General features: G+C 65.4%; 20 protein-coding genes. 10 read left to right on the forward strand and 10 right to left on the reverse strand.

Annotation, left to right across the window (positions count from 1 at the left end; genetic code table 11):
- Nucleotides 1–60 precede the first annotated feature (60 nt).
- Entirely contained in the window at nt 61–1,302 is a 1,242-nt protein-coding gene (locus tag AB0280_RS05075) for a GAF domain-containing sensor histidine kinase (RefSeq protein WP_224023162.1), read from the forward strand.
- A gap of 64 nt (nt 1,303–1,366) precedes the next feature.
- Here AB0280_RS05075 and katG read toward each other — a convergent pair whose 3' ends face one another.
- A complete protein-coding gene (gene katG, locus AB0280_RS05080) occupies nt 1,367–3,661 on the reverse strand; it encodes a catalase/peroxidase HPI (RefSeq protein WP_366366350.1) in 2,295 nt (764 codons plus the stop codon).
- Between the two features lie 327 nt (nt 3,662–3,988).
- On the opposite strand from katG, the gene AB0280_RS05085 reads away from it, so the two are divergent.
- The gene (locus tag AB0280_RS05085) at nt 3,989–5,080 is read left to right on the forward strand and encodes an SDR family oxidoreductase (RefSeq protein WP_366366351.1); all 1,092 of its coding nucleotides are present in this window, start codon (nt 3,989–3,991) and stop codon (nt 5,078–5,080) included.
- On the opposite strand, the gene AB0280_RS05090 is transcribed toward AB0280_RS05085, so the two are convergent.
- Nucleotides 5,034–6,269 carry an MFS transporter gene (locus AB0280_RS05090; protein ID WP_366366353.1) on the reverse strand — a complete coding sequence of 412 codons (1,236 nt, stop codon included), beginning with the start codon at nt 6,267–6,269 and terminating at the stop codon, nt 5,034–5,036. The genes AB0280_RS05085 and AB0280_RS05090 overlap by 47 nt on opposite strands.
- A 224-nt stretch (nt 6,270–6,493) precedes the next feature.
- Here AB0280_RS05090 and AB0280_RS05095 point away from each other — a divergent pair, with 224 nt between their 5' ends.
- Nucleotides 6,494–8,227 carry an ABC transporter ATP-binding protein gene (locus AB0280_RS05095; RefSeq protein WP_275180762.1) on the forward strand — a complete coding sequence of 578 codons (1,734 nt, stop codon included), beginning with the start codon at nt 6,494–6,496 and terminating at the stop codon, nt 8,225–8,227.
- Nucleotides 8,224–10,251: an ABC transporter ATP-binding protein gene (locus AB0280_RS05100; protein ID WP_307491490.1), complete on the forward strand. Its 2,028-nt coding sequence runs from the start codon at nt 8,224–8,226 to the stop codon at nt 10,249–10,251. Before AB0280_RS05095 ends, AB0280_RS05100 begins: the two co-directional genes overlap by 4 nt.
- Nucleotides 10,252–10,322: 71 nt before the next feature.
- Here the strand turns inward: AB0280_RS05100 and AB0280_RS05105 are convergent, their stop codons facing one another.
- From AB0280_RS05105 to AB0280_RS05135, 7 genes are all read right to left on the reverse strand, one after another.
- A complete protein-coding gene (locus AB0280_RS05105) occupies nt 10,323–11,699 on the reverse strand; it encodes an MFS transporter (protein ID WP_224023152.1) in 1,377 nt (458 codons plus the stop codon).
- An 86-nt stretch (nt 11,700–11,785) separates the two neighbouring features.
- Entirely contained in the window at nt 11,786–12,238 is a 453-nt protein-coding gene (locus tag AB0280_RS05110) for a MaoC family dehydratase (protein ID WP_307491493.1), read from the reverse strand.
- Nucleotides 12,239–13,432 carry a thiolase family protein gene (locus tag AB0280_RS05115; protein WP_366366355.1) on the reverse strand — a complete coding sequence of 398 codons (1,194 nt, stop codon included), beginning with the start codon at nt 13,430–13,432 and terminating at the stop codon, nt 12,239–12,241. It abuts the gene before it with no gap.
- Nucleotides 13,432–14,208: a 3-oxoacyl-ACP reductase FabG gene (fabG, locus tag AB0280_RS05120; RefSeq protein ID WP_224023146.1), complete on the reverse strand. Its 777-nt coding sequence runs from the start codon at nt 14,206–14,208 to the stop codon at nt 13,432–13,434. Before fabG ends, AB0280_RS05115 begins: the two co-directional genes overlap by 1 nt.
- 60 nt (nt 14,209–14,268) lie before the next feature.
- Nucleotides 14,269–15,465, reverse strand: coding sequence for an acyl-CoA dehydrogenase family protein (locus AB0280_RS05125; RefSeq protein ID WP_224023144.1), 1,197 nt, complete (start codon nt 15,463–15,465; stop codon nt 14,269–14,271).
- Entirely contained in the window at nt 15,462–15,926 is a 465-nt protein-coding gene (locus AB0280_RS05130; RefSeq protein ID WP_224023142.1) for an acyl-CoA thioesterase, read from the reverse strand. The genes AB0280_RS05125 and AB0280_RS05130 overlap by 4 nt, the downstream gene beginning before the upstream one ends.
- On the reverse strand, nt 15,919–17,169 hold the full coding sequence (locus AB0280_RS05135) for a CaiB/BaiF CoA transferase family protein (RefSeq protein WP_224023140.1): 1,251 nt from the start codon (nt 17,167–17,169) through the stop codon (nt 15,919–15,921). The genes AB0280_RS05130 and AB0280_RS05135 overlap by 8 nt, the downstream gene beginning before the upstream one ends.
- Before the next feature lie 174 nt (nt 17,170–17,343).
- Here AB0280_RS05135 and AB0280_RS05140 point away from each other — a divergent pair, with 174 nt between their 5' ends.
- From AB0280_RS05140 to AB0280_RS05165, 6 genes are all read left to right on the forward strand, one after another.
- Complete coding sequence (locus AB0280_RS05140) at nt 17,344–18,240, forward strand: LysR substrate-binding domain-containing protein (RefSeq protein ID WP_224023138.1); 897 nt, start codon at nt 17,344–17,346, stop codon at nt 18,238–18,240.
- Nucleotides 18,241–18,393: 153 nt separating this feature from the next.
- On the forward strand, nt 18,394–19,587 hold the full coding sequence (locus AB0280_RS05145) for an acyl-CoA dehydrogenase family protein (RefSeq protein ID WP_307491505.1): 1,194 nt from the start codon (nt 18,394–18,396) through the stop codon (nt 19,585–19,587).
- A 280-nt stretch (nt 19,588–19,867) separates the two neighbouring features.
- On the forward strand, nt 19,868–21,316 hold the full coding sequence (locus tag AB0280_RS05150; protein WP_366366357.1) for an HNH endonuclease signature motif containing protein: 1,449 nt from the start codon (nt 19,868–19,870) through the stop codon (nt 21,314–21,316).
- A gap of 217 nt (nt 21,317–21,533) precedes the next feature.
- On the forward strand, nt 21,534–22,400 hold the full coding sequence (locus tag AB0280_RS05155; protein ID WP_307491510.1) for a phosphatidylinositol-specific phospholipase C/glycerophosphodiester phosphodiesterase family protein: 867 nt from the start codon (nt 21,534–21,536) through the stop codon (nt 22,398–22,400).
- Nucleotides 22,401–22,436: 36 nt separating this feature from the next.
- Nucleotides 22,437–23,492, forward strand: coding sequence for a hypothetical protein (locus AB0280_RS05160; protein WP_307491512.1), 1,056 nt, complete (start codon nt 22,437–22,439; stop codon nt 23,490–23,492).
- A 175-nt stretch (nt 23,493–23,667) separates the two neighbouring features.
- Nucleotides 23,668–24,123, forward strand: a complete 456-nt coding sequence (locus AB0280_RS05165; RefSeq protein ID WP_159630441.1) for an SRPBCC family protein — start codon at nt 23,668–23,670, stop codon at nt 24,121–24,123.
- 112 nt (nt 24,124–24,235) lie between these two features.
- Here AB0280_RS05165 and AB0280_RS05170 read toward each other — a convergent pair whose 3' ends face one another.
- A complete protein-coding gene (locus AB0280_RS05170) occupies nt 24,236–25,012 on the reverse strand; it encodes a GntR family transcriptional regulator (RefSeq protein ID WP_307491515.1) in 777 nt (258 codons plus the stop codon).
- Nucleotides 25,013–25,023: the final 11 nt, after the last annotated feature.

A 25,023-nucleotide genomic window follows, 5' to 3' on the forward strand; every position in this document is an offset into this window, starting at 1 on the left:
ACGGGTGGTGGCCTGTACTATCTCCCCGGGGACCCCTTTGCGGTCTGGGAAGGGACGTTCATGGTTGGCACGCACTCGATGACAGCAGCGCTCAGCGATCCACTCGGACGGGACGAGTTACTGCAGGAGTACGGATTCACCTTCGCCAACGGCGGGGGACGCCAGCGGAGCGTTGATCAGGCGCTTTCAACGGAACCCCTCGAAAACCTTGTCCAGCTTGCCGCAAAGCTCTGCGGCGTCCCCTACGGCGTGATTAACGTTGTCACGTCCGATGAGCAACAGCAGGTGGCCGCCGTCGGCTTTGAGGCCGCCGTCTGCGCCCGGGAGGACTCCATGTGCGCACAAGTCTTCCTCTCGGGGAAGACAACAGTTGTCCCGGACGCATCCCTGGACCCCCGCCTCGCATCGAATCCGTTTGTGACAGGGGAAATTGCCGCCGTCCGGTTCTATGCTTCGGTTCCGTTGGAGACGTCGTCCGGGTTCGTGCTGGGGTCGCTGTGCGTCTTTTCCAATTCTGCGGGCACACCCGATAAGGACCAGCTGGACATGCTGGAGATCCTGGCCCGCCAGGCAGTGCAGCTGCTTGAGCTCCAGCGGCGCACGCTGCAGTTGAACAGTGCCCTCGACGAGGTGCGGGAAAGCAACGCCAAGCTGGCGGAGTTTGCAGGACGCGTCAGCCATGACCTGCGCGGACCACTCACCACCATGCTGGGCTACGTGGAGATGGCAGAGGATGAAGTGGACGGGGACCACCCGGCGGCCGAGTATCTGCAGATCATCGGCGCCAGCGGCCACCGCATGCTGACCATGCTTGAGGACGTCCTGACCTACTCACGGATGGGCGGTGTCCTCCAGCGGCAGCACGTATCCCTTCAGGACGTGGCGGCCGAAGTGGCCAGGGATTTGGGCCTGTCCTTCGGGCCCGGCGCCGTCCTGGACAGCGGGGAGATGAAGCTCCACGTGGACCCCGGGCAGTTGCGCACCCTGCTGCAGAACCTGGTGGCCAACGCCATGAACTACCGGAGCCCGGACCGGGACCTCAGCGTGCGCATCAGCGGCATTTCGAATTACCACGGAACCACTGTGCTGGTGGCGGACAACGGCAAGGGCATTGCGCCGGTGGACCGGCAGCGCGTGCTGGAACCACTGGTCCGGCTGCACCGCGACGGGGACGGGCACGGCTCCGGCCTTGGGTTGGCCATCTGCCGCCGCATTGTTGAGGCGCACGGTGGGGAATTGAGCTTGAAGGAATCACCCGGCGGCGGGACCACGGCGGTCATCAGCTTCCCGGCCGACCAATAAAGCCGCCTCAGCAGGTCCGGGCCGGCTGCGGAATGCAGCCGGCCCGGAGCCTGGATTGTGGAGGCTAGTTCAGGTCGAACCGGTCCAGTTCCATGACCTTTGCCCAGGCGGCCACGAAGTCGTTCACGAACTTCTCCTTCGCGTCATCGCTGGCGTAGACCTCGGCCAGTGCCCGCAGCTGGGAGTTGGAACCGAAGACCAGGTCCACCGGGGTGGCCGTCCACTTGAGTTCACCGGTGGCAACATCGGTGATCTCGTAGGAGTTCTCCTCCGACTCCGACGCCTTCCATTTGGTGCCGGGCGAGAGCAGGTTGACGAAGAAGTCGTTCGTCAGGACCTGCGGCTTGTCCGTCAGCACACCGTGGCTGGAGCCGGCCACGTTGGTGCCCAGGGCACGCATGCCGCCCACCAGCGCCGTCATCTCGGGCGCGGAGAGGTCCAGCATGTACGCCTTGTCCAGCAGGAGGGTCTCCGGCTGGACCTTCGCACCGGGGCGCAGATAGTTGCGGAACCCGTCGGCCCGCGGCTCCAGGTACTGGAAGGATTCGACGTCGGTCTGTTCCTGCGTGGCGTCCGTGCGGCCCGGACGGAACGGCACCGTGACGGGGAACCCGGCGTCGGCTGCTGCCTTTTCCACGGCAGCAGCGCCGCCCAGGACGATAAGGTCCGCGAGTGAGACCTTCTTTCCGCCGGACTGTGCCGAGTTGAACTCCTCCTGCACCCGCTCAAGGACGGGAAGCACGGCAGCCAGCTGCTCCGGCTCGTGGGCCTCCCAGCTGCGCTGCGGCTCCAGCCTGATCCGGGCGCCGTTGGCCCCGCCGCGGCGGTCCGTCTTGCGGTACGTTGCAGCCGACGCCCAGGCCGTGCCCGCCAGCTGCGGGATGGTCAGGCCGGAGTCGAGGAGCGTGGCCTTGAGCTGGGCGATGTCCTGCTCGCCGATCAGTTCATGGTCAACGGCGGGAACAGGGTCCTGCCACAGCTGTGCCTCCGGAACCCAGGGCCCCAGCATGTGCGGGCCCACCGGTCCCATGTCGCGGTGCAGCAGCTTGTACCAGGCCTTGGCGAAGGCCAGGGCGAACTGGTCCGGGTTCTCCAGGAAACGCCGGCCGATCTTCTCGTACTCCGGGTCGAAACGCAGCGACAGGTCCGTGGTCAGCATGGTGGGCCGGTGCTTCTTGTTGGGGTCGTGCGCGTCCGGGATGATCTCGGGTGCGTCCTTGGCGACCCACTGGTGGGCGCCGCCGGGGCTCTTGACCAGTTCCCATTCGTATTCGAAGAGGATCTCCAGGAAGCGGTTGCTCCACTGGGTGGGCTTGTCCGTCCAGGTGACCTCCAGGCCGGAGGTGATGGTGTCGCCGCCCTTGCCGCTGCCGTAGGTGCTGAGCCAGCCCAGGCCCTGCGCCTCCAGGTCTGCGCCCTCCGGTTCGGGGCCCACGTGTGCGTCGGCGGGGCCGGCGCCGTGGGTCTTGCCGAAAGTGTGGCCGCCGGCGATCAGCGCGAAGGTCTCTTCATCGTTCATCGCCATGCGTTTGAACGTCTCACGGATGAACGCGGCAGCGGCCACGGGATCCGGGTTGCCCATGGGGCCTTCGGGGTTGACGTAGATGAGGCCCATTTCGGTGGAACCGACGTTGTCCGCCATAGTGCCCTCACCGGTGTACCGCTCGTCACCGAGCCAGGCGTCCTCCGGGCCCCAGAAGATCTGCTCGGGCTCCCACACGTCCTCGCGGCCAAAGGCGAAACCGAACGTCTTGAAGCCCATGGACTCAAGGGCAACGTTGCCGGCGAGGACCAACAGGTCCGCCCAGGAAAGCTTCTGGCCGTACTTCTGCTTGACGGGCCACAGCAGGCGGCGGGCCTTGTCCAGGTTGGCGTTGTCCGGCCAGCTGTTCAGCGGGGCGAACCGCTGGCTGCCGTCGCCCGCTCCGCCGCGGCCGTCATGGACGCGGTAGGTTCCGGCGGCGTGCCAGCTCAGGCGGATCATCAATCCGCCGTAGTGGCCGAAGTCCGCCGGCCACCAGTCCTGGGAAGTGGTCAGCACCTGGCTGATGTCCTGCTTGAGGGCTTCGACGTCGAGCTTCTGGAATTCCTCGCGGTAGCTGAAGGACGGGCCAAGCGGGTTGCTCGCCTGGCCGTGCGTGTGCAGCACGGAGAGGTCCAGCTGGTTGGGCCACCAGTCCTGGTTGGTCCGTGGCCGGTGCCCCTTGGGCGTCGGCGAATCGATCGCAGGGTTTTCGCTTTCACTGCCCTGGGCGGTGGCACTGCCATGGGCCACCGGGCACCCGCCCTCAACCTTCTGGTCCAGGCCCTGTGCGCTCCCGGAAGTGGGGACCGGGGGATGGTCTTGGGGATCGGTCATGTGCTTATTCCTTCCGTTGGGCCGAGGCCGCGGTTGGACTCGGGCAGCCGGTGCAACCCTCCTATTTGACCATGGACGGGTGACAGGTAGAGACCCTCCTACGCCATGGGTGAAACCCGGCCTGTCACCGCCCCGCACCCTGCAATTTGCAGGGTACCTCCTGGTGGCCACTTGCCGGCGCCGGAATATCTGGCTGACGCTCCGACTTGTCGCCAGAGGGTCCATGGTGGCCCACCGTCCCGGCGTAACGCAGCGCGCGGGCCTCCGCCCAGGCGTGAGGCCGCGCTGACGCGCGGATGCAACCAAGCACCTACCAAGAGGAGCACTATGACCATCGGATCAGGAACAGCAACGGGCAACGGACGGACAGCGCTGGTGGCAGGGGCCACCGGCATCGCAGGGTCCGCCCTGGTGGATACCCTGGTGGGCGAAGGCTGGACAGTCCTGGCCTTGTCCCGCAGGCCCGGTCCCGGACGCGCCGGCGTCAGGTGGCTCTCCGCGGACCTGACCTCGGCCGACTCCCTTGCCGCTGTGCTGGGTCCGGAGAACCCCTCGCATGTCTTCTTCACCACATGGTCGCGCCGCGCCACCGAGGAAGAAAACATCGCCGTCAACGCGGGCATGGTCCGTGATCTCCTCTCAGCACTGCAGGGCAAGGACGTGGCCCACGTTGCCCTGATGACCGGACTCAAGCATTACCTGGGACCGTTCGAGGCATACGCCGCCGGAGAAATGCCGGACACCCCCTTCCACGAGGAGGAACCGCGCCTTCCGGTGCCGAACTTCTATTACGCCCAGGAGGACGAGCTCTGGGCGGCCGCGGCCCGGCAGGGGTTCACCTGGTCCGTCCACCGCGCCCACACGGTAATCGGGCATGCGGTGGGCAACGCCATGAACATGGGACTCACACTCGCCGCGCAGGCCACCCTGTGCCGGGACAGCGGGCAGCCGTTCGTCTTCCCGGGGTCGGAAACGCAGTGGAACGGGCTCACGGACATGACGGATGCCGGCCTGCTCGCCGAGCACATGCTTTGGGCTTCAACCACCCCCGCGGCCGCTGATGAGGCCTTCAACATCGTCAACGGCGACGTGTTCCGCTGGCGCTGGATGTGGCCGAAACTCGCCGCCTACTTCGGCCTGGAGTGGGAGGGATACCAGGCGGAGCCCCGCCCCCTTGAGCAGTCCATGGCGGGCCGGGAGGAGCAGTGGCGGCGGATCGCCGCGGAACACAACCTCAGCGAACCGGACCTGGACCTGGTGGCCAGTTGGTGGCATACGGACGGAGACCTGGGCCGCGGCATCGAGGTGGTGACGGACATGGGGAAGAGCCGTGACGCCGGCTTTACCGGGTACCGGCGGACGCTGGACGCCTTTACGTCGCTGTTTGACCGCTACCGCGCCGAGAAGCTGATTCCCTGATGACACGGTCACGGCCGGCGAACAACCCGGTCACTGCCAGGATGGCCATGGCACCGGCGGTGCCGAGCAGCGGAAGCGTCCAGTCCCCGCTGGCATCCCGGAGTGCACCGAAGGCCACCGGGCCCACCGCAGCCAGCCCGTAGCCCACGGACTGTGCCATGCCGGACAGGGATGCTGCCTGCGGGTGGTTCACCGTCCGGAGGCTGAACAGCGACAGGGCAATGACAATGAGGCTTCCGCATCCGACGGCGCCCAACAGGACCCACAGGAGGACGAGGTCCGGCGCGAGTGCCAGGCCCAGGAAGGTCACGAACACCAACGCCCCGCTGGCGAAGGACACCACCCGCTGGTCGGGTCCCCGGTGCAGGATCGCGCCCGTCCCCAGGCTGGCGAACACGCTGATCAGCAGGAAGACGGAAAGGTGTACGCCGGCAGTGGTGGCGGGGATCCCGCGGCTTTGCTCGATGGTGGGCAGCCAGGCCATCAGGACATAGAAGGCGATCGACTGCAGCCCCATAAACGCCGTCACCTGCCAGCCCAGTGCTGAGCCCCAGGGCGATCGGTGTGCCCGTTCCTGCGGTGCGGCGTGCGCGGCGCTTGTTCCGTGGCGGCGCAACCATGGCAGCAGCACGGCCATGGCGATGAGGGCCAGCCCCACCCAGGCGCCGAGGGCGAGCCGCCATCCTGCCGGCGACGTTTGGGCCACGGGAACGACGACGGCGGCCCCCACCGCTGCGAACGCGGCCTGGGCAGCGGTATAGCTGCCGGTGACCTGGCTGACCCGCAACGGAAAGTCCCGCTTGACGAGGGAGGGGACCAGGACGTTGAGGAACGCGATGGCCACGCCGATCAGGACCGTCCCGGCCCAGATGAAGCCGGGCACGGGCAGGGAGCGGAGCACGATGCCGGAGGCGAGGATCAGCAATGACATCCACAGTGCCCGGTCCAGGCCCAGCCGGGCAGCAAAGCCGGGCGCAAGGGGCGAGAAGACAGCGAACGCGATGAGCGGGAGGCCGGTGAGGAATCCCGCTGCGGCACTTGACAATCCCAGGTCGCTGCTGATGTTGACCAGGACCGGTCCGACGCTGACAAAGGACACCCGAAGGTTGACTGCGATGAGCAGGACGCCGATGAAGGCGACTCCGAACCTGGCAGTGTTCTGGGAGGGGTTCCGTGTGCCGGCAAACATCGTTGTTTCTTCCATCCTTCGGTGGGGCGGCGCGTTCTTGGCGCCCATCCAGTTCTCTCACACCCATGTACCCACCGGCCCGGCTGGATCCCCGGCGAGTCCCCCGAATACGCCGTGGGAGAACCTGCAAAGTTCTGGCTTGATGGCCCGGTCAAGTCCCAGCTGCTGGACGTAAACTGACGCTCGCACCACGTTTGTGGACATTCCGTCAGGTTGGAGCCGCCTTGCTCTGGAAGTTGCTTGTCGAATACCTGCGGCCGCACCGGCCGCTGCTGGCCGCCGTCGTGGTTTTCCAGCTGGCGCAGTCCATCGCGTCGCTGTACCTGCCCACGCTGAACGCGGACATCATTGACCAGGGCGTGGCCCGGGGCGATACCGGCTACATCCTGTCCACCGGCAGCATCATGCTGCTCATCACCCTGGCGCAGATCGCGTGTGCCGTGGTGGCCGTGTACTTCGGTGCCAAGGCGGCGATGGGCCTGGGCCGCGACCTGCGCGGGGCCATTTTCGAGCGGGTGGGGCAGTTTTCCGAGCAGGAGGTCACCAGGTTCGGCGCGCCCAGCCTGATCACCCGCTCCACCAATGACGTCCAGCAGGTCCAGCAGCTGGTGCTGATGTCCGCCACGCTCATGGTGGCCGCGCCCATGCTCAGCATCGGCGGGGTGATCATGGCTATCCGGCAGGACGCCCAGCTGTCCTGGCTCATTGCCGTGTGCGTCCCGGTGCTGCTGATCGCCGTCGGCCTTATTGTCACGCGCATGGTGCCACTGTTCCGCAAGATGCAGGCCCGGATCGACACCGTCAACCGGGTGCTGCGCGAGCAGCTCACCGGCATCCGGGTGGTGCGGGCCTTCGTGCGGGAGGACATGGAGACGGAACGGTTCGCGGGCGCCAACACGGACGTTACCGATGTTGCGCTCCGGGCAGGCCGGCTGATGGCCCTGATGTTCCCCACCGTCATGCTGATCCTGAACGTCTCCAGCGTGGCCGTGATCTGGTTCGGCGCGTTCCGGATCGAGGACGGGTCCATGCAGGTGGGAACCCTGATCGCGTTCCTGAGCTACCTGATGCAGATCCTGATGTCCGTCATGATGGCCACGTTCATGGCGGTGATGATCCCGCGGGCGTCGGTATCGGCGGACCGGATCGGCGAGGTGCTGGGCACCAGTTCCAGCGTCCTGCCGCCGAAGCAGCCGGTCACCAGCGCGGTCCGGCGCGGTGAGCTGGAAATGCGCGACGTCGGATTCGCTTACCCTGGTGCCGACCAGCCCGTCCTGTCCGGGATCAGCTTCACCGCCCGCGCGGGGCAGACCACGGCGATCATCGGCAGCACCGGCTCCGGCAAGACCACCCTGGTGAACCTGATGCCGCGGCTCTTCGACGTCACCTCGGGGGCGGTACTGATGGACGGCGTGGACATCCGCGACCTGGACCCGGACCTGCTGTGGGGGCACATCGGCCTGGTGCCGCAGCGGCCCTACCTGTTCTCCGGCACCGTTCGCAGCAACCTGCTGTACGGCAATCCGGATGCCACCGAGGATGAGCTGTGGAGCGCGCTGGAGATTGCGCAGGCCCGGGATTTCGTGGAGCAGATGGAGGACGGGCTGGATGCGACCATCTCCCAGGGCGGGACCAATGTCTCCGGCGGCCAGAGGCAGCGGCTGGCCATTGCCCGGGCTTTGGTGAAGCGGCCCGAGCTCTACATTTTTGACGATTCGTTTTCTTCGCTGGACACCGGCACCGATGCCCGGCTGCGTCAGGCACTCAAGCGCAACATCGCCGGCGCCACCATGGTGATCATCGCCCAGCGGGTGTCCAGCATCGTTGATGCGGACCAGATCCTGGTGCTCGACGACGGCAGGATCGTTGCGCAGGGCACGCACCACGAGTTGCTGGAGACATCGGAGACGTACCGCGAGATTGTGTCGTCCCAGCTGGCAGCGGAGGAGACGGTATGAGCCACGGATCCACCCCCGCACGCGGCACCAAAGCCGCGCCCGCCTCCGCAGGCGGCCAGGCCGACGTCGTACGCATTCCACGGCCGCGCGGCGGCCCCGGGCATGGCGGCCCCTTTGCCGGGATGAATGTCCCGGCGGAGAAAGCGATGAACTTCGGCGGCTCCGCCAAACGCCTGCTGGGCACGCTGCGGCCGGAGCGGTTCTGGCTGATGCTGGTGCTGGCCATGGCTGTGGCGGGCGTGGTGCTGCAGGTGATTGGGCCGCGGCTGCTGGGCGAGGGCACCAACCTGATTTTTTCCGGCGTGGTGTCCAAACAGCTGCCGCCGGGGATGACGCAGGCGCAGTTGATTGCGATGCTGCGGGCATCGGGGGAGAACCAGAAGGCGGACATGCTCAGCGCCATGACGCTGACGCCGGGCGCGGGGATCGACTTTTCTGCGCTGGCCAGTGTGCTGACGTGGGCGCTGGTGCTGTACGTGCTGGGCTCGGCGTTCATGTGGGGGCAGGCGTATGTGCTGAACGGCGTGGTGCAGCGGACCGTGTTTGGGCTGCGCGAGCAGATTGAGGCGAAGATCAACCGGCTGCCGCTGCGGTACTTCGATTCAATCCAGCGCGGTGAGCTGCTCAGCCGGGTGACCAACGATGTGGACAATATTTCGCAGAGCCTGCAGCAGTCCATCAGCCAGGCCGTGACGTCCGTGCTGACGGTGCTGGGCGTGCTGGTGATGATGTTCATCCTCTCGCCCACGCTGGCGCTGATCGCGCTGGTGACCATTCCGCTGACGCTGGGGATCACCACGCTGATCGCCAAGCGCTCGCAGAAGCTGTTCGTGCAGCAGTGGAAGAACACCGGCGAGCTGAACGGGCAGATCGAGGAGACCTACACCGGGCACGCACTCGTGAAGGTGTTCGGCCGGCAGCGCGAGGTGGGGGAGCGGTTCCGGCAGAAGAACGCGGAGCTGTATGAGGCGAGCTTCGGGGCGCAATTCATTTCCGGGCTGATCATGCCGGCCATGACGTTCATCGGGAACCTGGTGTACGTGGGGATCGCCGTGGTGGGTGGCCTGCAGGTGGCGTCCGGGGCCATGCAGCTGGGCGATGTGCAGGCGTTCATCCAGTACTCGCGGCAGTTCACTCAGCCGCTGGCGCAGCTGGGGTCCATGGCGAACCTGCTGCAGTCCGGGGTGGCCTCTGCCGAGCGTGTGTTTGAGTTGCTGGATACGGAGGAACAGTCGGCTGATCCTGTTGGGGCTTCGCTGCAGAGCCCTGATGGTGCTGCCCGGGGGCGGCTGGTGTTTGAGGATGTGTCCTTCTCGTATTCGCCGGACAAGCCGCTGATCAGTGGGCTGTCCTTGGTGGCAGAGCCGGGGCAGACGGTGGCGATTGTGGGGCCGACCGGGGCCGGTAAGACCACGCTGGTGAACCTGATGATGCGGTTCTACGAGCTCGACGGCGGCCGCATCACTTTAGACGGTGTGGACATCACCACCATGAGCCGGCACGACCTGCGCTCGCGGATGGGGATGGTGCTGCAGGACACGTGGCTGTTCGGCGGGACCATTCGGGACAACATTGCGTACGGCCGGCCTGCTGCTTCCTCTTCAGACGTATTGGAAGCTGCCCGGGCGACGTATGTTGATCGCTTTGTGAAGTCCCTGCCCGAGGGGTACGACACCGTGCTGGACGACGAAGGCTCCAACGTCTCCGCCGGCGAGAAGCAGCTGCTGACGATTGCGCGGGCATTCCTGGCTTCGCCTTCGGTGCTGATCCTGGATGAGGCGACGTCCTCCGTGGACACCCGGACGGAGGTGCTGGTTCAGAAGGCGATGAGCGCGCTGCGGTCCGACCGGACGTCCTTTGTGATTGCGCACCGCCTGTCCACGATCCGCGACGCCGACCTCATCCTGGTGATGGAGAACGGGCAGATCGTGGAGCAGGGGACGCACGCGTCACTCCTCGCTGCTGGCGGGGCCTACGCGCGGCTGTACGAGGCGCAGTTCGCGGCTCCTGTGGCGGAGGTCTGAGGCCTGCCGCGACTGGACGCTCGAAAGCGGGCGACGGCTGAGAGCTCCCGCCGTCGCCCGCTTTTGTGGGCTTAGAACGCGTCTGCCTCCGCGTTGAGGTCCCGGCCCCTGGTTTCCGGGGCAAAGAAGCCTGCCGCAAGACCGATCGCCGCGTAGGCCATGAGGATTCCGGCAACTGGGATCCACCCCGGTCCGGTCGCAGCAACGACGCTGGCAGCAATAATGGGTCCAAGACCTCCGGACAGAACGGCGCCGATTTCCTTGACGGTCGTCATAAAGGAGAAGCGACGTTTGGAGCCGAACATCTCCACCAGCCACGTGGACTCCACGCCATACAGGTTCGGCAGCGGACCGCCTACATAGACAACGAAGACCAGGGCCACCAATACGGGGTTCCGTGTTTCGATCATCAGCATCGCGGGAATGGTGAAGGCGAACTGGAACCCGGAGAGCCAGAGCCAAACTTTGCGTCGGCCGAACCGGTCAGTGAGCTTACCGGTCAGCAGGACCGTAAGCACGCCCAAAACGGAGCCGAGCGTCACGCCCGTAGTGACCAGATTGGGGTCCATCTTCACCACAGACACCGTCCATCCGATAAGGAATCCCTTGACGAGGTACACGGAGCCGTTTTCGCCGAGTTTGATGCCCAGCGAGACGAGGAAGGCCTTCTTGGAATCGGCAACGTCACGCCAGACGCTTTGTTGCTTGGCCTCCAGGCGCGCCGCTGCCCGCCGCGCCTTCACCGCCTCGAAGACCGGTGATTCGCTCACACTGCGCCGCAAGTACAGTGCCACAAGGGTGGTACCGACGCTCAGCAGGAAGGGAAGACGCCATCCCCAGGCGAGGAACTCGTCTTTAGGCATTTGCGAGAGCAGCAGCCACAGTCCGCTGGCCAACAGCACACCTGTTGCCGTTCCCAGTGCCACCACGGCGCCGTAAAATCCGCGCTTATTCGACGGGGCGGATTCCACCAGCAGCAGCGAGGCCCCGGACAGCTCGGCGCCGGCGCCGAAGCCCTGGATAAGCCGCAGGAGCACCAGGAGGATGGGAGCCATGACCCCGATCTGGGCAAACGTGGGCAAAAGACCCATTCCCAGAGTGGCGATCCCCATCATTCCCACGGTTATGACCAGGACGGATTTCCGCCCGTATTTATCCCCAAGGTAGCCGAAATAGACCCCGCCCAGGGGCCGGACGAGGAATCCGGAACCAAAAGCGGCAAAGCTGGCGAGCAAGGCCATGGCAGGGTCTGTATTGGGGAAGAACAGCGGCCCGAAAACGAGCGCCGCCGCCAGGGTATAAAGCGTGAAGTCCATGTATTCCAACGCGGAACCAAGGAAGGACGAAACTGAGGTGCGGCGCAGTTCAGCAGGCGACACCTTCAGTTCCGACGCGGGCCCCTGGAGGCCAGCGTCGACGTATTTCAGGTTTGAGTTTTCTGTGCTCATGGGGTTTCTCCCTCGGAAAGGGCCTGCAGGCAGGCCCAGCCGTAACGTCGTTGTTCGGATGGTGGTGCAAGGTCTTCAGGAGCAGCTCAGCTCGGGAGCAGGGAGACAGTCTCCGCTATGCAGGCAGGCTTTCGCGAGCCTTCCAGCTCGATCAGGTGATGGAACTGCAGCTGCCGTCCGCTGGCTGTCTCGCTCACTGAGGCCAGCGTCAGCCGGTCCCTGATGCGTGAGTTGACCCTGGCCGGGGCAGGGAACCGTACCTTGTTCAGGCCGTAGTTGATGATCATCGCAGCCCCATCAACGCGATACACCTGGCCAGCCAGGTACGGCAGCATCGACAAGCTGAGGTAACCGTGCGCGACGGTGGTGCCGAACGGTCCGTCGGCGGCCCGCTCCGGGTCCGTGTGTATCCACTGTTGGTCCAGTGTGGCGTTGGCGAAGGCCTGAATCTGGGATTGGTCCAGAGTGTGCCACCCACTGACCCCGATTTCCTGTCCCGTCATGCTGGCCAGCTCGGCGGCGTCCTTGAACAGTCTCATTTAGACCCTCTCCAGCAGCATGGCGACGCCCTGGCCCAGGCCGACGCACATGGTGGCCAGGCCGCGGTTGGCGTCTTCGCGTTCCATCCGCCCCAGCAGCGTGACGACGATCCGTGAACCGGAGGAACCCAGGGGATGCCCCAAGGCGATTGCACCGCCGTCGTTGTTGACAGTTCCTGCATCCATACCAAGCAGCCGCATGCAGGCCAGCGCCTGCGCTGCGAACGCCTCATTGAGCTCGACGGCGCCCACGTCCGCCAGGCCCCAGCCAGCCTTGGCCAGTGCCTTTTGAGTCGCAGGCACCGGGCCGATGCCCATCACTTCCGGCGCCACACCGGCCGCTTGGCTGGTGACGATGCGGGCCCGCGGGGTGAGCCCGTAGCGCTCCACGGCCTCGCCGCTGGCGACTACTACTGCGGATGCACCGTCGTTGAGGGAGCTTGAGTTGCCGGCGGTGACCACTCCACCGGGCGCCACGATGGGCCGGAGGGCGGCGAGGGCATCAGCGCTTGACCCCCGCCTGGGCCCTTCATCGGTCTCCACCAGCGAGACTTCCCCCCGCCTGCCCTTGACCGGAACAGGGACTATCTCATCTTTGAAACGGCCCGCGTCGATCGCCGCCACAGCCGAGTTGTGCGAGCGCAGTGCAAAGCTGTCCGCGTCCGCACGCGAAATGTTCTCCCGGCCAGCCACTTCTTCTGCCGTTTCGGGCATGGAAAACAGCGCCCCGGACTCCATCCGCGGGTTAGTGAACCGTGCACCGATTGAGGTGTCCGCGACTTCACCCGGTTTGCCGTACGGCTTCTCCGGTTTGGCCATGACCCACGGCGCGCGGGTCATGGATTCCACGCCGCCAGCCACTACAAGGTCGGCGTCACCGTTGCGCACCGATTGCGCCGCCATGCCGATGGCGGTTAGCCCGGAGGCACACAGCCGGTTGACCGTCACGGCCGGAACGGCATGCGGGAAGCCGGCCAGCAGCGCGGCCATCCGGGCAACGTTTCGGTTGTCCTCCCCGGCCTGGTTGACGCAGCCGAGGATTACTTCGTCGACGGCGGCAGGATCGACGCTGGCGCGGTCCACGGCGGCCTGCAGCACCAGGGCGGCCAAGTCGTCGGGGCGGACCGTCGCGAGCGCGCCGCCGTGACGGCCCACGGGCGTGCGGACACCTCCGACGAGGAATGCCTCGGGCATCAGCGCGCCCCGCCGTTGATGTAGAGGGTCTGACCGGAGATGTAGGAGGAGTCGTCACCGGCGAAGAAAGCGACTGCAGCGGCGACTTCCTCCGGTTGGCCGACGCGTCCCAGCGGGGTGCGCTCCGCGACCGCCTGCTGGTGTTCGGCCGGGCTGGCCCCGACACGCTCGGCAGTGGCGGCAGTCATCGACGTGGCGATGTAACCCGGTGCCACGGCGTTGACCGTGATGTTGAACGGACCAAGTTCGATGGCGAGCGTCGCCGTCAGACCCTGGATGCCGGCTTTTGCCGCAGCGTAGTTGGCTTGGCCACGATTGCCCAGTGCGCTGCGGCTGCTGAGCGAGACGATCTTTCCGTACTTGGCCGGAACCATGTACCGCTGGGCAGCGCGCGAGCAGAGGTAGGCGCTGGTGAGGTTGGTGGTCAGGACGGAGTCCCAGTCCGGCCGCTCCATCTTGAAGAACATATTGTCGCGGGTAATGCCGGCGTTGTTTACCAGGATGTCCAGGCGGCCGAACTCCCTGTGGATGTCATCGAACACCCGGTCCACGGCTTCCTCATCCGTGACATCGCAGCAGGCGGCAACGGCTTTTCCACCTGCCGCCAGGACGTCCGGGTGGTCCGAGATGCGCTGTGCGGTGTCCTTGGCGCGGTCCTCATTGAGGTCAAGGACGACGACGGTGGCACCCCCTGCGGCCAGTTTCAGCGCGGTGGCAGCACCGATGCCCTGCGCCCCTCCGGTGACCGCGGCCACCCGGTTCGTGAAGTTGCTCATGACTATTCCTTTGCGTATATGGATTTCGTTAATGTCGTGCTGCCGAAGCCCAGCGGGCATCTAGCTGAAGGCGGAGAGGCCGGTGATCTCCCGGCCTACGAGCAGGGACTGGATGGAGTCTGTGCCTTCGTAAGTGGAGACAACCTCCATGTCGGTCATGTGCCTCGCCACGTGGTTCTCCAGCAGTACGCCGTTGCCGCCGAGCATGTCCCGCGCTTCGGAACAGATCCAGCGGGCTTTCCGTGCCGTATGCATCTTGGCGAGTGACGCCATGGGCCCGGTCATCCGGTCGTCTTCGGCGAGTTCGGCCAGCCGGAAGCAGATCAGCTGCATGGCGGTCAGTTCGGCGAGCATGTTGGCCAGTTTGTTCTGCACGAGCTGGAAACTGCCGATGGGTTTGCCGAACTGCTGGCGGGTCTTCGCGTAGTCCAGTGCGATCTCGTAGGCAGCCATTGCGTGGCCGTAGGACTCCCAGGACGCGCCGCTTCGCGTTGAGGTCAGTACGCGGGTGACGTCCTTGAACGAGTGGCATTCCGGGAGCCGGTTGGCGGCCGGGATCCGGAGGTTATCGAGGGTGATATCCGGCTGGAGGATCGCCCGCTTGCCGATCTTGCCGGTGATGACTTCGGTGGAGTATCCGTCCGGAAAGCTGCCGTCCCCGTTCCGCTCCATCACGAACGCCTTTACCTTCGCGTCTGCTTCGTCGCGGGCAAAGATGATGACGACGTCGGCCATGCTGGCGTTGCCGATCCAGCGCTTGCGTCCATTGATGATGTAGCTGTCCCCATCCCGGCGCGCGCTGGTTTCGAGTGCCACCGAATCAGATCCGTGCTCGGGTTCGGTCAGGGCGAAGGCGCCGATCTTGCCAAGGGCTGCCATGCCGGGGAGCCACCGCTGTTTTTGCTCCTCGCTGCCGAGCATGTTGATGGTTCCCATCGCCAGTCCGGACTGGACGCCGAGGAAGGTGTTAACGGAACCATCGCCGCGGGAGATCTCCGCGGCAACAATCCCGGCGGCAAGCCGGCTTAGCCCAGGACATCCGTAACCCTGAATGGTTGTTCCGACGATGCCGAGCCCGGCAAGCTTGGGAACAAGGTCGACGGGAAATTCGGCACGTTCCCAGTAGCCATTAATGACGGGCAGCAGGTCTTTGTCCACGAAGGCGCGGACTTTGAGCCGGAGCGCCCGGTCCTCAGCGCTGAGGAAATCGTCCATAAGGTAAAAATCGGTGCCGTTCGCGGCGGTTTCCGGTGTCATCGAGAGAACTCCAGTGGTGTGTGATCGGGAACCCGCTTACGCTGCGGGTCCGTGTTTCCTTGTGAAGGTTGGAAAAGGGTGAGCCAGTGGCGCTCGTGTTCGGCCAACGGCCGGGACTTGCCAGTGTCCCGATGGACTGAAACCAGCACGGTCCGGCCGTCTACGGCGACTGCGCCGTGTTGGCTGCCCCTGAATTCCAGGCTGAATGAACTCGTGCCGATCCTGATCACGGTCAGTTCAACCTCCAGGTCTTCGCCGTGATGCACCGGCCGCCGGTAGTTCACGTCGAGGCTGGCCACCACCGTGGGGGTTGCCTCGGCTTGACGTATTCCTGGCATCGAGGATCGCCACTTGATTCTTGACTCCTCCAGGAGGGTGACGACGGCGGCGTGGTTGACGTGCCCATTGAGGTCCTGGTCGGACCACCGGGGGCAGACGCGGGTCCGGTAGGTTTCAGGCATCGACCAGGGCTTTCCGGTTCAGCAGCCAGTCCCGCACCAGCCCGGAGCTTGCGTTCAACTCGGGCGGTGCGAGTGAGTAGTCCACCGGGGTGAGGGAATACTCGACAGGGTGTCGGACCGTGGGGATCTTCCGTTCCCCTTCGCCCGCCATCACTACCGGGCTTAGCCCCAGCTGTTCAGCCAGCTCGACGCCGCCGCGGACATCCTGGATCGGAGCGCAGGGCAGCCCTGCCGACGAGAGCTCGCGGAACCATTCGTCAGCTGATTGGGCAGCCAACTGGGCGTGGAGGATGCCCCGCAGCTCGTCGCGGTTGGCGTTGCGCTGCAGCGTCGTCGCAAACTTCGGATCCCTCGCTACGTCGGGAATCCCCAGCGCCCCGCACAGCCGGACGAACTGGGCGTCATTGCCCGTCGCGATGATGATGGTGCCGTCTCCGGTCTGCATCGGGGCGTATGGATACATGCTGGGGTGTTCGTTACCCATCCTGGTGGGTACTACACCGCCCGATACGTAGGCCGCAGATTGGTTCACCATGCCGGACAGGGCCGAGGTCAGCAGGTTGAGCTCTACCAGCTGACCTTCGCCGGTCCGGTCCTTGTGGTGCAGCGCCCCCAGGATGCCGATGGCAGCATGCAGGCCTGTGATGACATCGAATAGTGCGATGCCTGCCCGGTACGGCTGGGTGTCCTGGTCCCCGGTCAGGCTCATCATTCCCGATGCGGCCTGCACCAAAAGGTCGTACCCCGGAATGTGGGCGCCGGCTCCGGTACCGAATCCTGTGATGGAAGCGTAGATGATGTCCGGGTTCAATTCGGCCGCGGCCGCGTAATCCAAGCCCAGCCGTGCCATGTTGCCGGGCTTGAAGTTCTCGATCATGACGTCGGCCGTGCTGATCAGGGAACGTGCTACGTCGAGGTCTTCCGGGTCTTTCAGGTCCAGGGCAATGGAATGTTTGTTGCGGTTGACCGCGAGGAAAAACGTGGCCTCGCCGTCCCGGACGGGGGGCATGTACGTACGGGTGTCGTCACCCTCGGGTCCCTCCACCTTGATCACTGTGGCGCCCATGTCAGCCAGGAGCATGGTGGCGTATGGGCCGGCCAGCACCCTGCTGAAATCTGCGACCACGATGCCGGCGAGGGGCCCGGCGCTTGCCCTGCCCAGGGCATCAAAGCCGTGGTTATCGTTGCCTCCTGCGGGCTGGTCCTGCCGCCTGGAGACCGATTCGTCGATCGGTTGTGTCATCTGAAATCCTCCGCAATGTGGTCTGCATCACCAACCTTTGCAAGCGGACTGATTCACGTCCAATACGTATTTGGTGCTGGACTGATACCCGTCCGTCATCAGCGTCGGCGCGTTCCTTGGGTATCTTGGGCGTATGGACAATGACGTTTACCCGGGCAGGAGCTGAGCGCTGGAGTGGAAATACATCAGATCCGGGCCTTCCTTGCCGTGGCGGAGGAATTGCATTTCGGCCGGGCCGCCCGCCGGCTTCATATGGCCCAGCCGCCGTTGAGCCGTTCCATCCAGCGGCTTGAGCATGAATTGAAGGCGCCCCTCTTTATCCGCAGCACGCGGACAGTCCAGTTGACCGCGGAAGGGCAGGCGTTGGTTGGCCCGGCACGTGACATACTCGAAGGGTGCCGGCGGGGCCGCCTGGCGGTGGCCTCGGTGGGCCGTGGCGAAACCGGGCGCGTGCGCGTCGCCTTTGCCGGTGTTTCCTCGCATGTGATGGTTGGCAGGCTCGCCAAGCGTGTCAGGGAAGTGCACCCCGGAATCGACTTTGAGCTCTCCAGTTCCAACTTCGCGCTACCGGCCATGGACAAGGTCATGGGCGGGGCCATGGAAGTCGGCCTGGGCCGCTGGAACTTCATTCCCGCTGTCCTCGACTCCCGGATCGTGGCCAACGAGCGGCTCGTTGTGGCGCTGTATGAAAGCCACCCGTTGAGTGGACAGGCTTCGCTGCGCATGGCTGACCTTGCGGGGCAGCCCTTCGTTACGTTGCCTGAGCATCCTGGCGCCATCCTCCATGACCACCTTCGGCGGCTCTCCAGTGCCGCGGGGTACGTCGTGGAGATTGCCCAGGTGGCGCCGGATTCACAGACGCTCATGGCGCTGGTGGCGGCGGAAATCGGCGTCGCGCTGACGGTTTCTTCAGTGCCTGAAAACTTCAGCCACCCGGGCGTCGTCTTTCTCCCCCTGGAAGACCCGGCAGATGCCATCCAACTGCGGCTGGTTTGGCGGAAGGACAACGCCAGTCCGGCCCTGCGGGAAGTCCTTCGGCTCTCGGAAGAGGTCCTCCCGTCACCGGCCTGAACCGCACATTGATGCAGTTGGAGCATCAGCGGATTCACTATTAGGTATTGGATCTGACGGCAATCTGACTGGCACAGTGGTGGAGATCACGGCGGACGCACACCACGCCACCGCCGCCGCCAACCTGTCCCCTTACCTGCCAGGAGAACCACCGTGACCGTAACCGCAACCGCACCCGCCCGGGTCTTCGACGACGTTCTCAACCTCGATACCCTCCTGACCCCCGGGGAACTGGAACTGCGCAGCACTGTCCGGGACTTTGTGGATGAACGGATCAGGCCCAACATTGCGGGCTGGTACGAAGATGCCCACTTCCCGCTCGAGCTTGTTCCCGAGCTTGGCAAGCTTGGGGTCCTCGGGATGCACCTGAAGGGCTACGGATGCCCCGGCCGCAGCGCCGTCGAGTACGGCCTCGCCGCCATGGAACTGGAAGCCGGCGACTCAGGGCTTCGGACCTTTGTCAGCGTCCAGGGTTCCCTGGCCATGACCGCCATTCACAAGTGGGGGTCCGAGGAGCAGCGGAACGAGCACCTGCCGGCCATGGCGCGGGGTGAAAAGATCGGCTGCTTCGGGCTTACCGAGCCGACCGCCGGCTCCGACCCTTCCAGCATGGCGACTTTTGCGGCACCTGACGGAGCCGGCGGGTGGGTCATTAACGGGGCAAAGCGCTGGATCGGGCTTGCTTCCGTGGCGCAGATCGCGGTCATCTGGGCCAACACCGCCGAAGGGATCCGCGGGTTCATCGTGCCGACGGACACCCCCGGCTTCACCGCGACGCCCATCAGTGCAAAGCTCTCCATGCGCGCCTCCATCCAGTGCGACATCACTCTTGATGACGTCCGGTTGCCTGCCAACGCACTCCTGCCGGGCGCGCACGGACTCAGGGGTCCGTTCTCCTGCCTCAACGAAGCCCGCTACGGAATCATCTGGGGCGCCATGGGTGCTGCCCGGGACTCCTACGAAGCCGCGCTGGCCTATGCCGGGGACCGTCTCCAGTTCGGCAAGCCCCTTGCCGGCTACCAGCTCACGCAGGAAAAGCTGGTAAATATGCTGCTGGAAATCCAGAAGGGAACGCTGTTGGCGCTCCATACGGGGCGCCTCAAGGACGCCGGGACGCTGGAGCCGGTACAGATCTCCGTGGGAAAACTGAACAATGTACGGGAGGCTATTGCCATCTGCCGCGAAGCGCGCACAATCCTGGGGGGAAACGGAATCACCTTGGACTACTCGCCGCTGCGGCATGCCAACAACCTTGAATCAGTGCGCACGTATGAAGGTACTGACGAGGTCCACACCCTTATCCTGGGCCAGCGGATCACCGGCATCTCGGCGTTCCGCCAGGAGTAACGGTATGGCGCCGTCTATGCCGATGTGTGCCATACCTTTCACCCGTCCTTAGGGCCCTCTCGACGGCGGGAGCCGCCCACCGTCACCCGGTCCGCCAGCAGGCCGCCTGCCAGTAAGCCAGTGCCAGTGCCGGAAGTCTGCGGGAACTCCGCTGTCCCCGTGGACAGCAGGAACGAAGATGCGATGGCAAATCGGTCCGCAGAAGCGGCGGTCAACGGCCGACGCGGGTGTGTTGCGGCGCCGAACTCAAAATGTCAGACCCCCGTGACAGGCTTTGGGTATGGAAACCGGAGCGGTTGTGGATGCGAAAGGTACGGCCGGACTCGCCGGTGCCGTCGCATCCCTGACCGGGCTGGTGGACGAACTAACAGGAGCCCTGAGCGGTTCGTCGGATGCTGCGGATAATGCTCACGGCGTCGACAGTCATGATCCGCTTCGGGACGTTGCCGAGTCCTGTCTGGACGGCCTCGGCCTCGTGGCCCGAATCGAAGCTGCTACTGCAGCCGTGAAAGTGCGGCTGCTCGCAGAGTATTCGGGGGCCGCAGCCGCCATGGAAGCGCCGGCGGAAAGCGCGTCTGAATCATCGGCGCGGGACATGAGTGTCGTCGCCGAAGTCGCCTGCGCGCTCACCATCGGCGAAGGAGCCGCATCCGCGCTGCTGCAGGACGCCCATGCGATCACCACTTCTCTTCCGGCGACGCTCAAAGCCATGGAGGCCGGCGCCGTCTCCTGGCGGCATGCCCAGATCATGGTCGACGAAACCAGCAGCCTGGACGCTGCAGCTGCAACAGCCTTGGAAGCTCACTTCCTGGACCCGGAAGCGCCTAACGCCGCCAGGGGTGCATCTGCCGGAGAGCTGGTCCCGGGCCGTTTCCGTCGGAAAGTGCGCGCCTGGCGGGAACGCCATCACCCCGAGTCCTTGACAATCAGGCATGTGAAGTCCGTCGCGGATCGGCGGATGGAGTACTCGCCGGACCGGGACGGTATGGCCTGGGTTTCGCTTTACATGGCTGCGGACAAGGCCTGTGCTGTCTGGAACAGGACGTCTGCCCTGGCCCGCGGGTTGCAGGGACCTGAGGAGCCGAGAACCCTTACCCAGCTCAGGGCAGACCTGGCCGCAAAGTTGCTGCTCGGTGACACCGGGGACCTCGCCGGGCCTGGGCCGTCCCTCAAAGCTGACGTGCTGGTCACGGTACCGGTCTGTTCCCTCCTCGGTGCCACGGACGAGCCCGGAGACCTGGACAATTACGGACCCATCCCCGCATCGATGGCGCGAAAACTCGTCGCGGAAGGTGCCAACTCGTTCTACCGGGTTTTGGTGGACCCACGCGACGGAGCCCCGCTTGAACTTGGCCGGACCAGCTACCGGCTCCCGGAATCGCTAAAGCGGTGGTTGCGGATGCGGGATGGAAAGTGCACCTTTCCCGGCTGCAGCAACCACAGCCAGGACAATGAGGCGGACCACCTCACGGCCTGGGAGCGCGGAGGCAGCACCGGAATCAGCAACCTGGGACAGTTGTGCCCCAAACATCACCGGCTCAAGCACCGAACCGGCTGGAGGCCTGGTCCGGCTTCCAGGAATGAGCCGCCGGGCTGGACTTCTCCACGTGGCCGTCAGTACAACGCAGAGCAGCCGGACCGGGCACCCACACTCTGGCCGCCGGGCTGCCTTCCGGAAGAGGCCAGCGTGCTGGAGGCATTGGTTGTGGATTATCTCGCGGTCTCCTAACCAGCGGTTAGTTGGGCTGCCCGCAGGACACACGCCCCAGCTCCATCACGGCTGCGGAACTCACGCCAGCCCCGATGTTGATGTTCCCCGCCGTTCACCACGATGCAACCAAGACGCCCTGAACCGTTTCGCCAGGCCAAGCAGTCTTTTCACGCACCCTCACGCCCGGAACACCCCATCACCGGGCGGACATCCCCGAGGTACCAGGAGTACTCCCGTGTTCGTGAAAAGCACCCTCGCCGCCGTCGCTGTCTTCGCCTCCCTGGCCGGGACAGCCGTAGCCCCCGCCCAAGCCGGGGCCGAGGCACCCAATCCGACGCCCGTCGTCGTCGGCCAACCCCTTGCCGGCACCCATGCCCACAACGACTACGAGCACGACCGCCCCCTGTTCGACGCACTGGAGCACGGTTTCACCAGCGTCGAGGCGGACGTATGGCTGGTCGACGGTGAACTGCGCGTGGCCCACGACCTCGCTGACGCCAAACAGGGCGTCACGCTCGAGAGCCTCTACCTCGACCCACTCCAGGACCTGGTCCGCAGCCAGCCCGGCCACAGCGTCTACCCCAAGTGGGACGGCAGCCTGCAGCTTCTGATCGACATCAAGAGCGAGGGCGAGGCCACCTACGCCGCCATCGAGCAGGAATTGGCCGAACACCGCGACATCATGAGCCGCTACACCAACGGCAACGTCAAGACCGGCCCGGTCACCGCAGTCGTCAGCGGCAACCGCCCGCTGGCCACCATGCTGGCCCAGGACAAGCGCTTCAGCTTCTACGACGGCCGCTCCACCGACCTCGCCTCCGGCCTGCCCGCCGCCCTGATGCCGCTGGTCAGCGACAACTGGACCAAGCTCTTCACCTGGCAGGGCGTTGGCCCCATGCCGGAGGCCGAGCGCGCCAAGCTGCGCGCCTTCGTGGCCACCGCACACGCCAACGGCTACCGCGTCCGCTTCTGGGCCACCCCGGACCAGCCCGGTACCGCCCGCGACGCCGTCTGGACCGAACTCGCCGACGCCGGCGTGGACCACATCAACACCGACGACCTCGCCGGCCTCCAGCAGTTCCTCACCGCCCGCGGCGCCTGAGCCCCCACTCCAGCCCACAACAGAAGCAGGACCCCCATGCCTTCAAAGACTTTGACAATCACGACGGCGGCGCTCACCTTGGCATTCGGCCTCCTGGCGTCCCAGCCCGCCTTCGCCGAAACAGCCCAGGCGGACAGCACCAGCGACGGCAACCAGGCCTTCACCTTCGCCGCCATCGGCGACATCCCCTACGGCGCCGCCGAGATCGCCAAGTTTCCGTCCCACATCCAGGATCTCAACGCGGACAAGGAACTGAAGTTTGTAGCACACGTGGGCGATATAAAGAACGGTTCGTCCGTCTGCTCGGACGAGTATTTCTCCTACATCCGCACCCAGTTCGACACCTTCGCCCACCCGCTGGTCTACACGCCCGGCGACAACGAATGGGTGGACTGCCACCGCACCAACAACGGGGCCTACAACCCGCTGGAGCGCCTGGACAAGATCCGGGAGGTCTTCTTCAACCAGCCCGGCAAGACCCTGGGCGCCACCATGCCGGTGAAGTCGCAGGAGAACCTGGGCCTCCCGGAGGACGTCCGCTTCGAGAAGAACCGGGTGGCCTTCTCGGTGCTGAACGTCCAGGGCAGCAACAACTCCCTCCTGCCGTGGACCGGACTGGGCAAGACGGCCGCCACGCCCGAGCAGCTCGCCGAGGTGGAACACCGCACGGACGCGGTCATCGCCCAGATCCACCAGACCTTCGCCGAGGCCAGGCGCAGTAACGACCGCGCCGTGGTGCTCATGCAGCAGGCCGACATGTTCGATCCGTCGCTCCTGGCCGACGCCACCGCAAACCCGGCGACCGTCTCCGGCTTCCGCGGGATCGTCCAGGCCATCGTCGAGGAAACCAACAACTTCGACGCCCCGGTCTACCTGGTCAACGGCGACAGCCACGTCTTCGCCGCAAACCAGCCCCTCGCCGCGGGCGCACCCTGGCTGGACATCTACGGTTCACCCGCCGCGGACAACCTGCAGCGGGTCACGGTGGACGGCGCCAACAACGCAGTGGATTACGTCCGCTTCACGGTGGCCGGCAACAGCGCCAAAGGCGCCGACGTGCTGAGCTGGGAAAAGGTCCCCTTCAGCCAGTAGCAGCGCAGAAGAAGCGGACGACGGCGGGCGCCCACCCGTCGTCGTCCGCTTTCGTTTTAGGTCTGGACACGGGTAGTCGCCGGATTTATCGTGCAAAGGTGGCGGCTGCCCGACTGGCAGGATGGCCCATGCTGCCAGTCCGCCATTGCGGCCGTCCGTCATGAGGAGGAAGCAGATGGCACACGTTGAAGAGGTTGAAGAGACGGTGGAAGTCGCTGTTCCGGTGCGGACCGCGTACAACCAGTGGACCCAGTTCGAATCGTTTCCGCAGTTCATGTCCGGCGTCGAGTCGGTGACGCAGCTGACCGACACCACCAACCACTGGGTTACCAAGGTGGGCGGCGTCCAGAGGGAGTTCGACACCGAAATCGTTGATCAGGCGCCTGATGACCGGATCGCCTGGCGCAGCACCGACGGCAAGTCGCATGCCGGCATCATCAGGTTCACGCCCCTGGATGCCACCCACACCAAGGTCAAAGTCCATTTCGAATGGGCACCGGAAACCGCAACTGAAAAGGCCGGCGCCGCGCTGAAGATCGACAACATGCAGGTCAAGGCCGACATGCGGAAGTTCAAGGACTTCATCGAATCGCGCGGCAGCGAGACCGGCGGCTGGCGCGGCGAGGTTTAGGACAGCGGCACGGTCCTTCACGAACAAACAGGAGCGGACGACGGCGGGGGCCCACCCGCCGTCGACCGCTTTCCTTGTGTGGGACTACAGGCGGTGCTGCTGCCCGGACGTTTCACTCCCGTCCCAGCCGGACCGTCCTCTTCCAGTTGGTCCCGTACTTTTGCATGTGCACCCGGGTGCGGTCGGCGCGGAAAAAGTCACGGGCATACTCCACGGGCGCGCCCTGCACGTCCCAAGCGAGCCGCCGGATCTCCAGGAGGGCCGCCGCGGCTGGAACGCCGAGGACGTCCGCCTGCTCGGCGGAGGCGGGAACGGCTTCCACTGTTTCGTCGGCGCGGTCCAGCTCGAGCCCGTACTCCGAGGTCAGGAGGTGGTACAGCGAACCCTCCAGCGGATGGTTCAGCAGGCCGGAGAACCGGGCGGCAGGCAGCACGGACAAATCCAGCGACCAAGACAGGCCGTCCACAAGCCGTAATCTTTGGATGCGCAGCACCGCGTCTCCGCCGTCCAGGCGCAGGTTGCGCCGCTCGTCCGGCTGCGGGAGCCCCATCTCTGCGCGCAGGACGTGGGTGGCGATGGCCCGCCCCTGGTGGAGGACCATTTGGGGAACCCCCTCCACCGTGTTCAGGTGGCGCTGGATGCGTCCGTCATTGAAGAACACGCCCCCGGAACGGCCCAGCACACGGCGGACCGTGCCCTCCGCCTCCATCCGCTCAATCGCCTGCCGCAGCACCGCCCGGCCAATCCCCAGCCGTTCGGCCAACGCCCGTTCGCTCCCCATCAGCTCGCCCGGGTTGAACCTCTCCATCCTGGCGTACCGGGTGAGAGCGGCATGGGCGGCGTCTGCCGGAGTCGATGCCGAGGGCTGCCCGTCTGTTCCTGTTGCCATGGATCAAATGT

This window comes from Pseudarthrobacter sp. 902506025 (genome assembly GCF_040702325.1).
Lineage (GTDB): Bacteria > Actinomycetota > Actinomycetes > Actinomycetales > Micrococcaceae > Arthrobacter.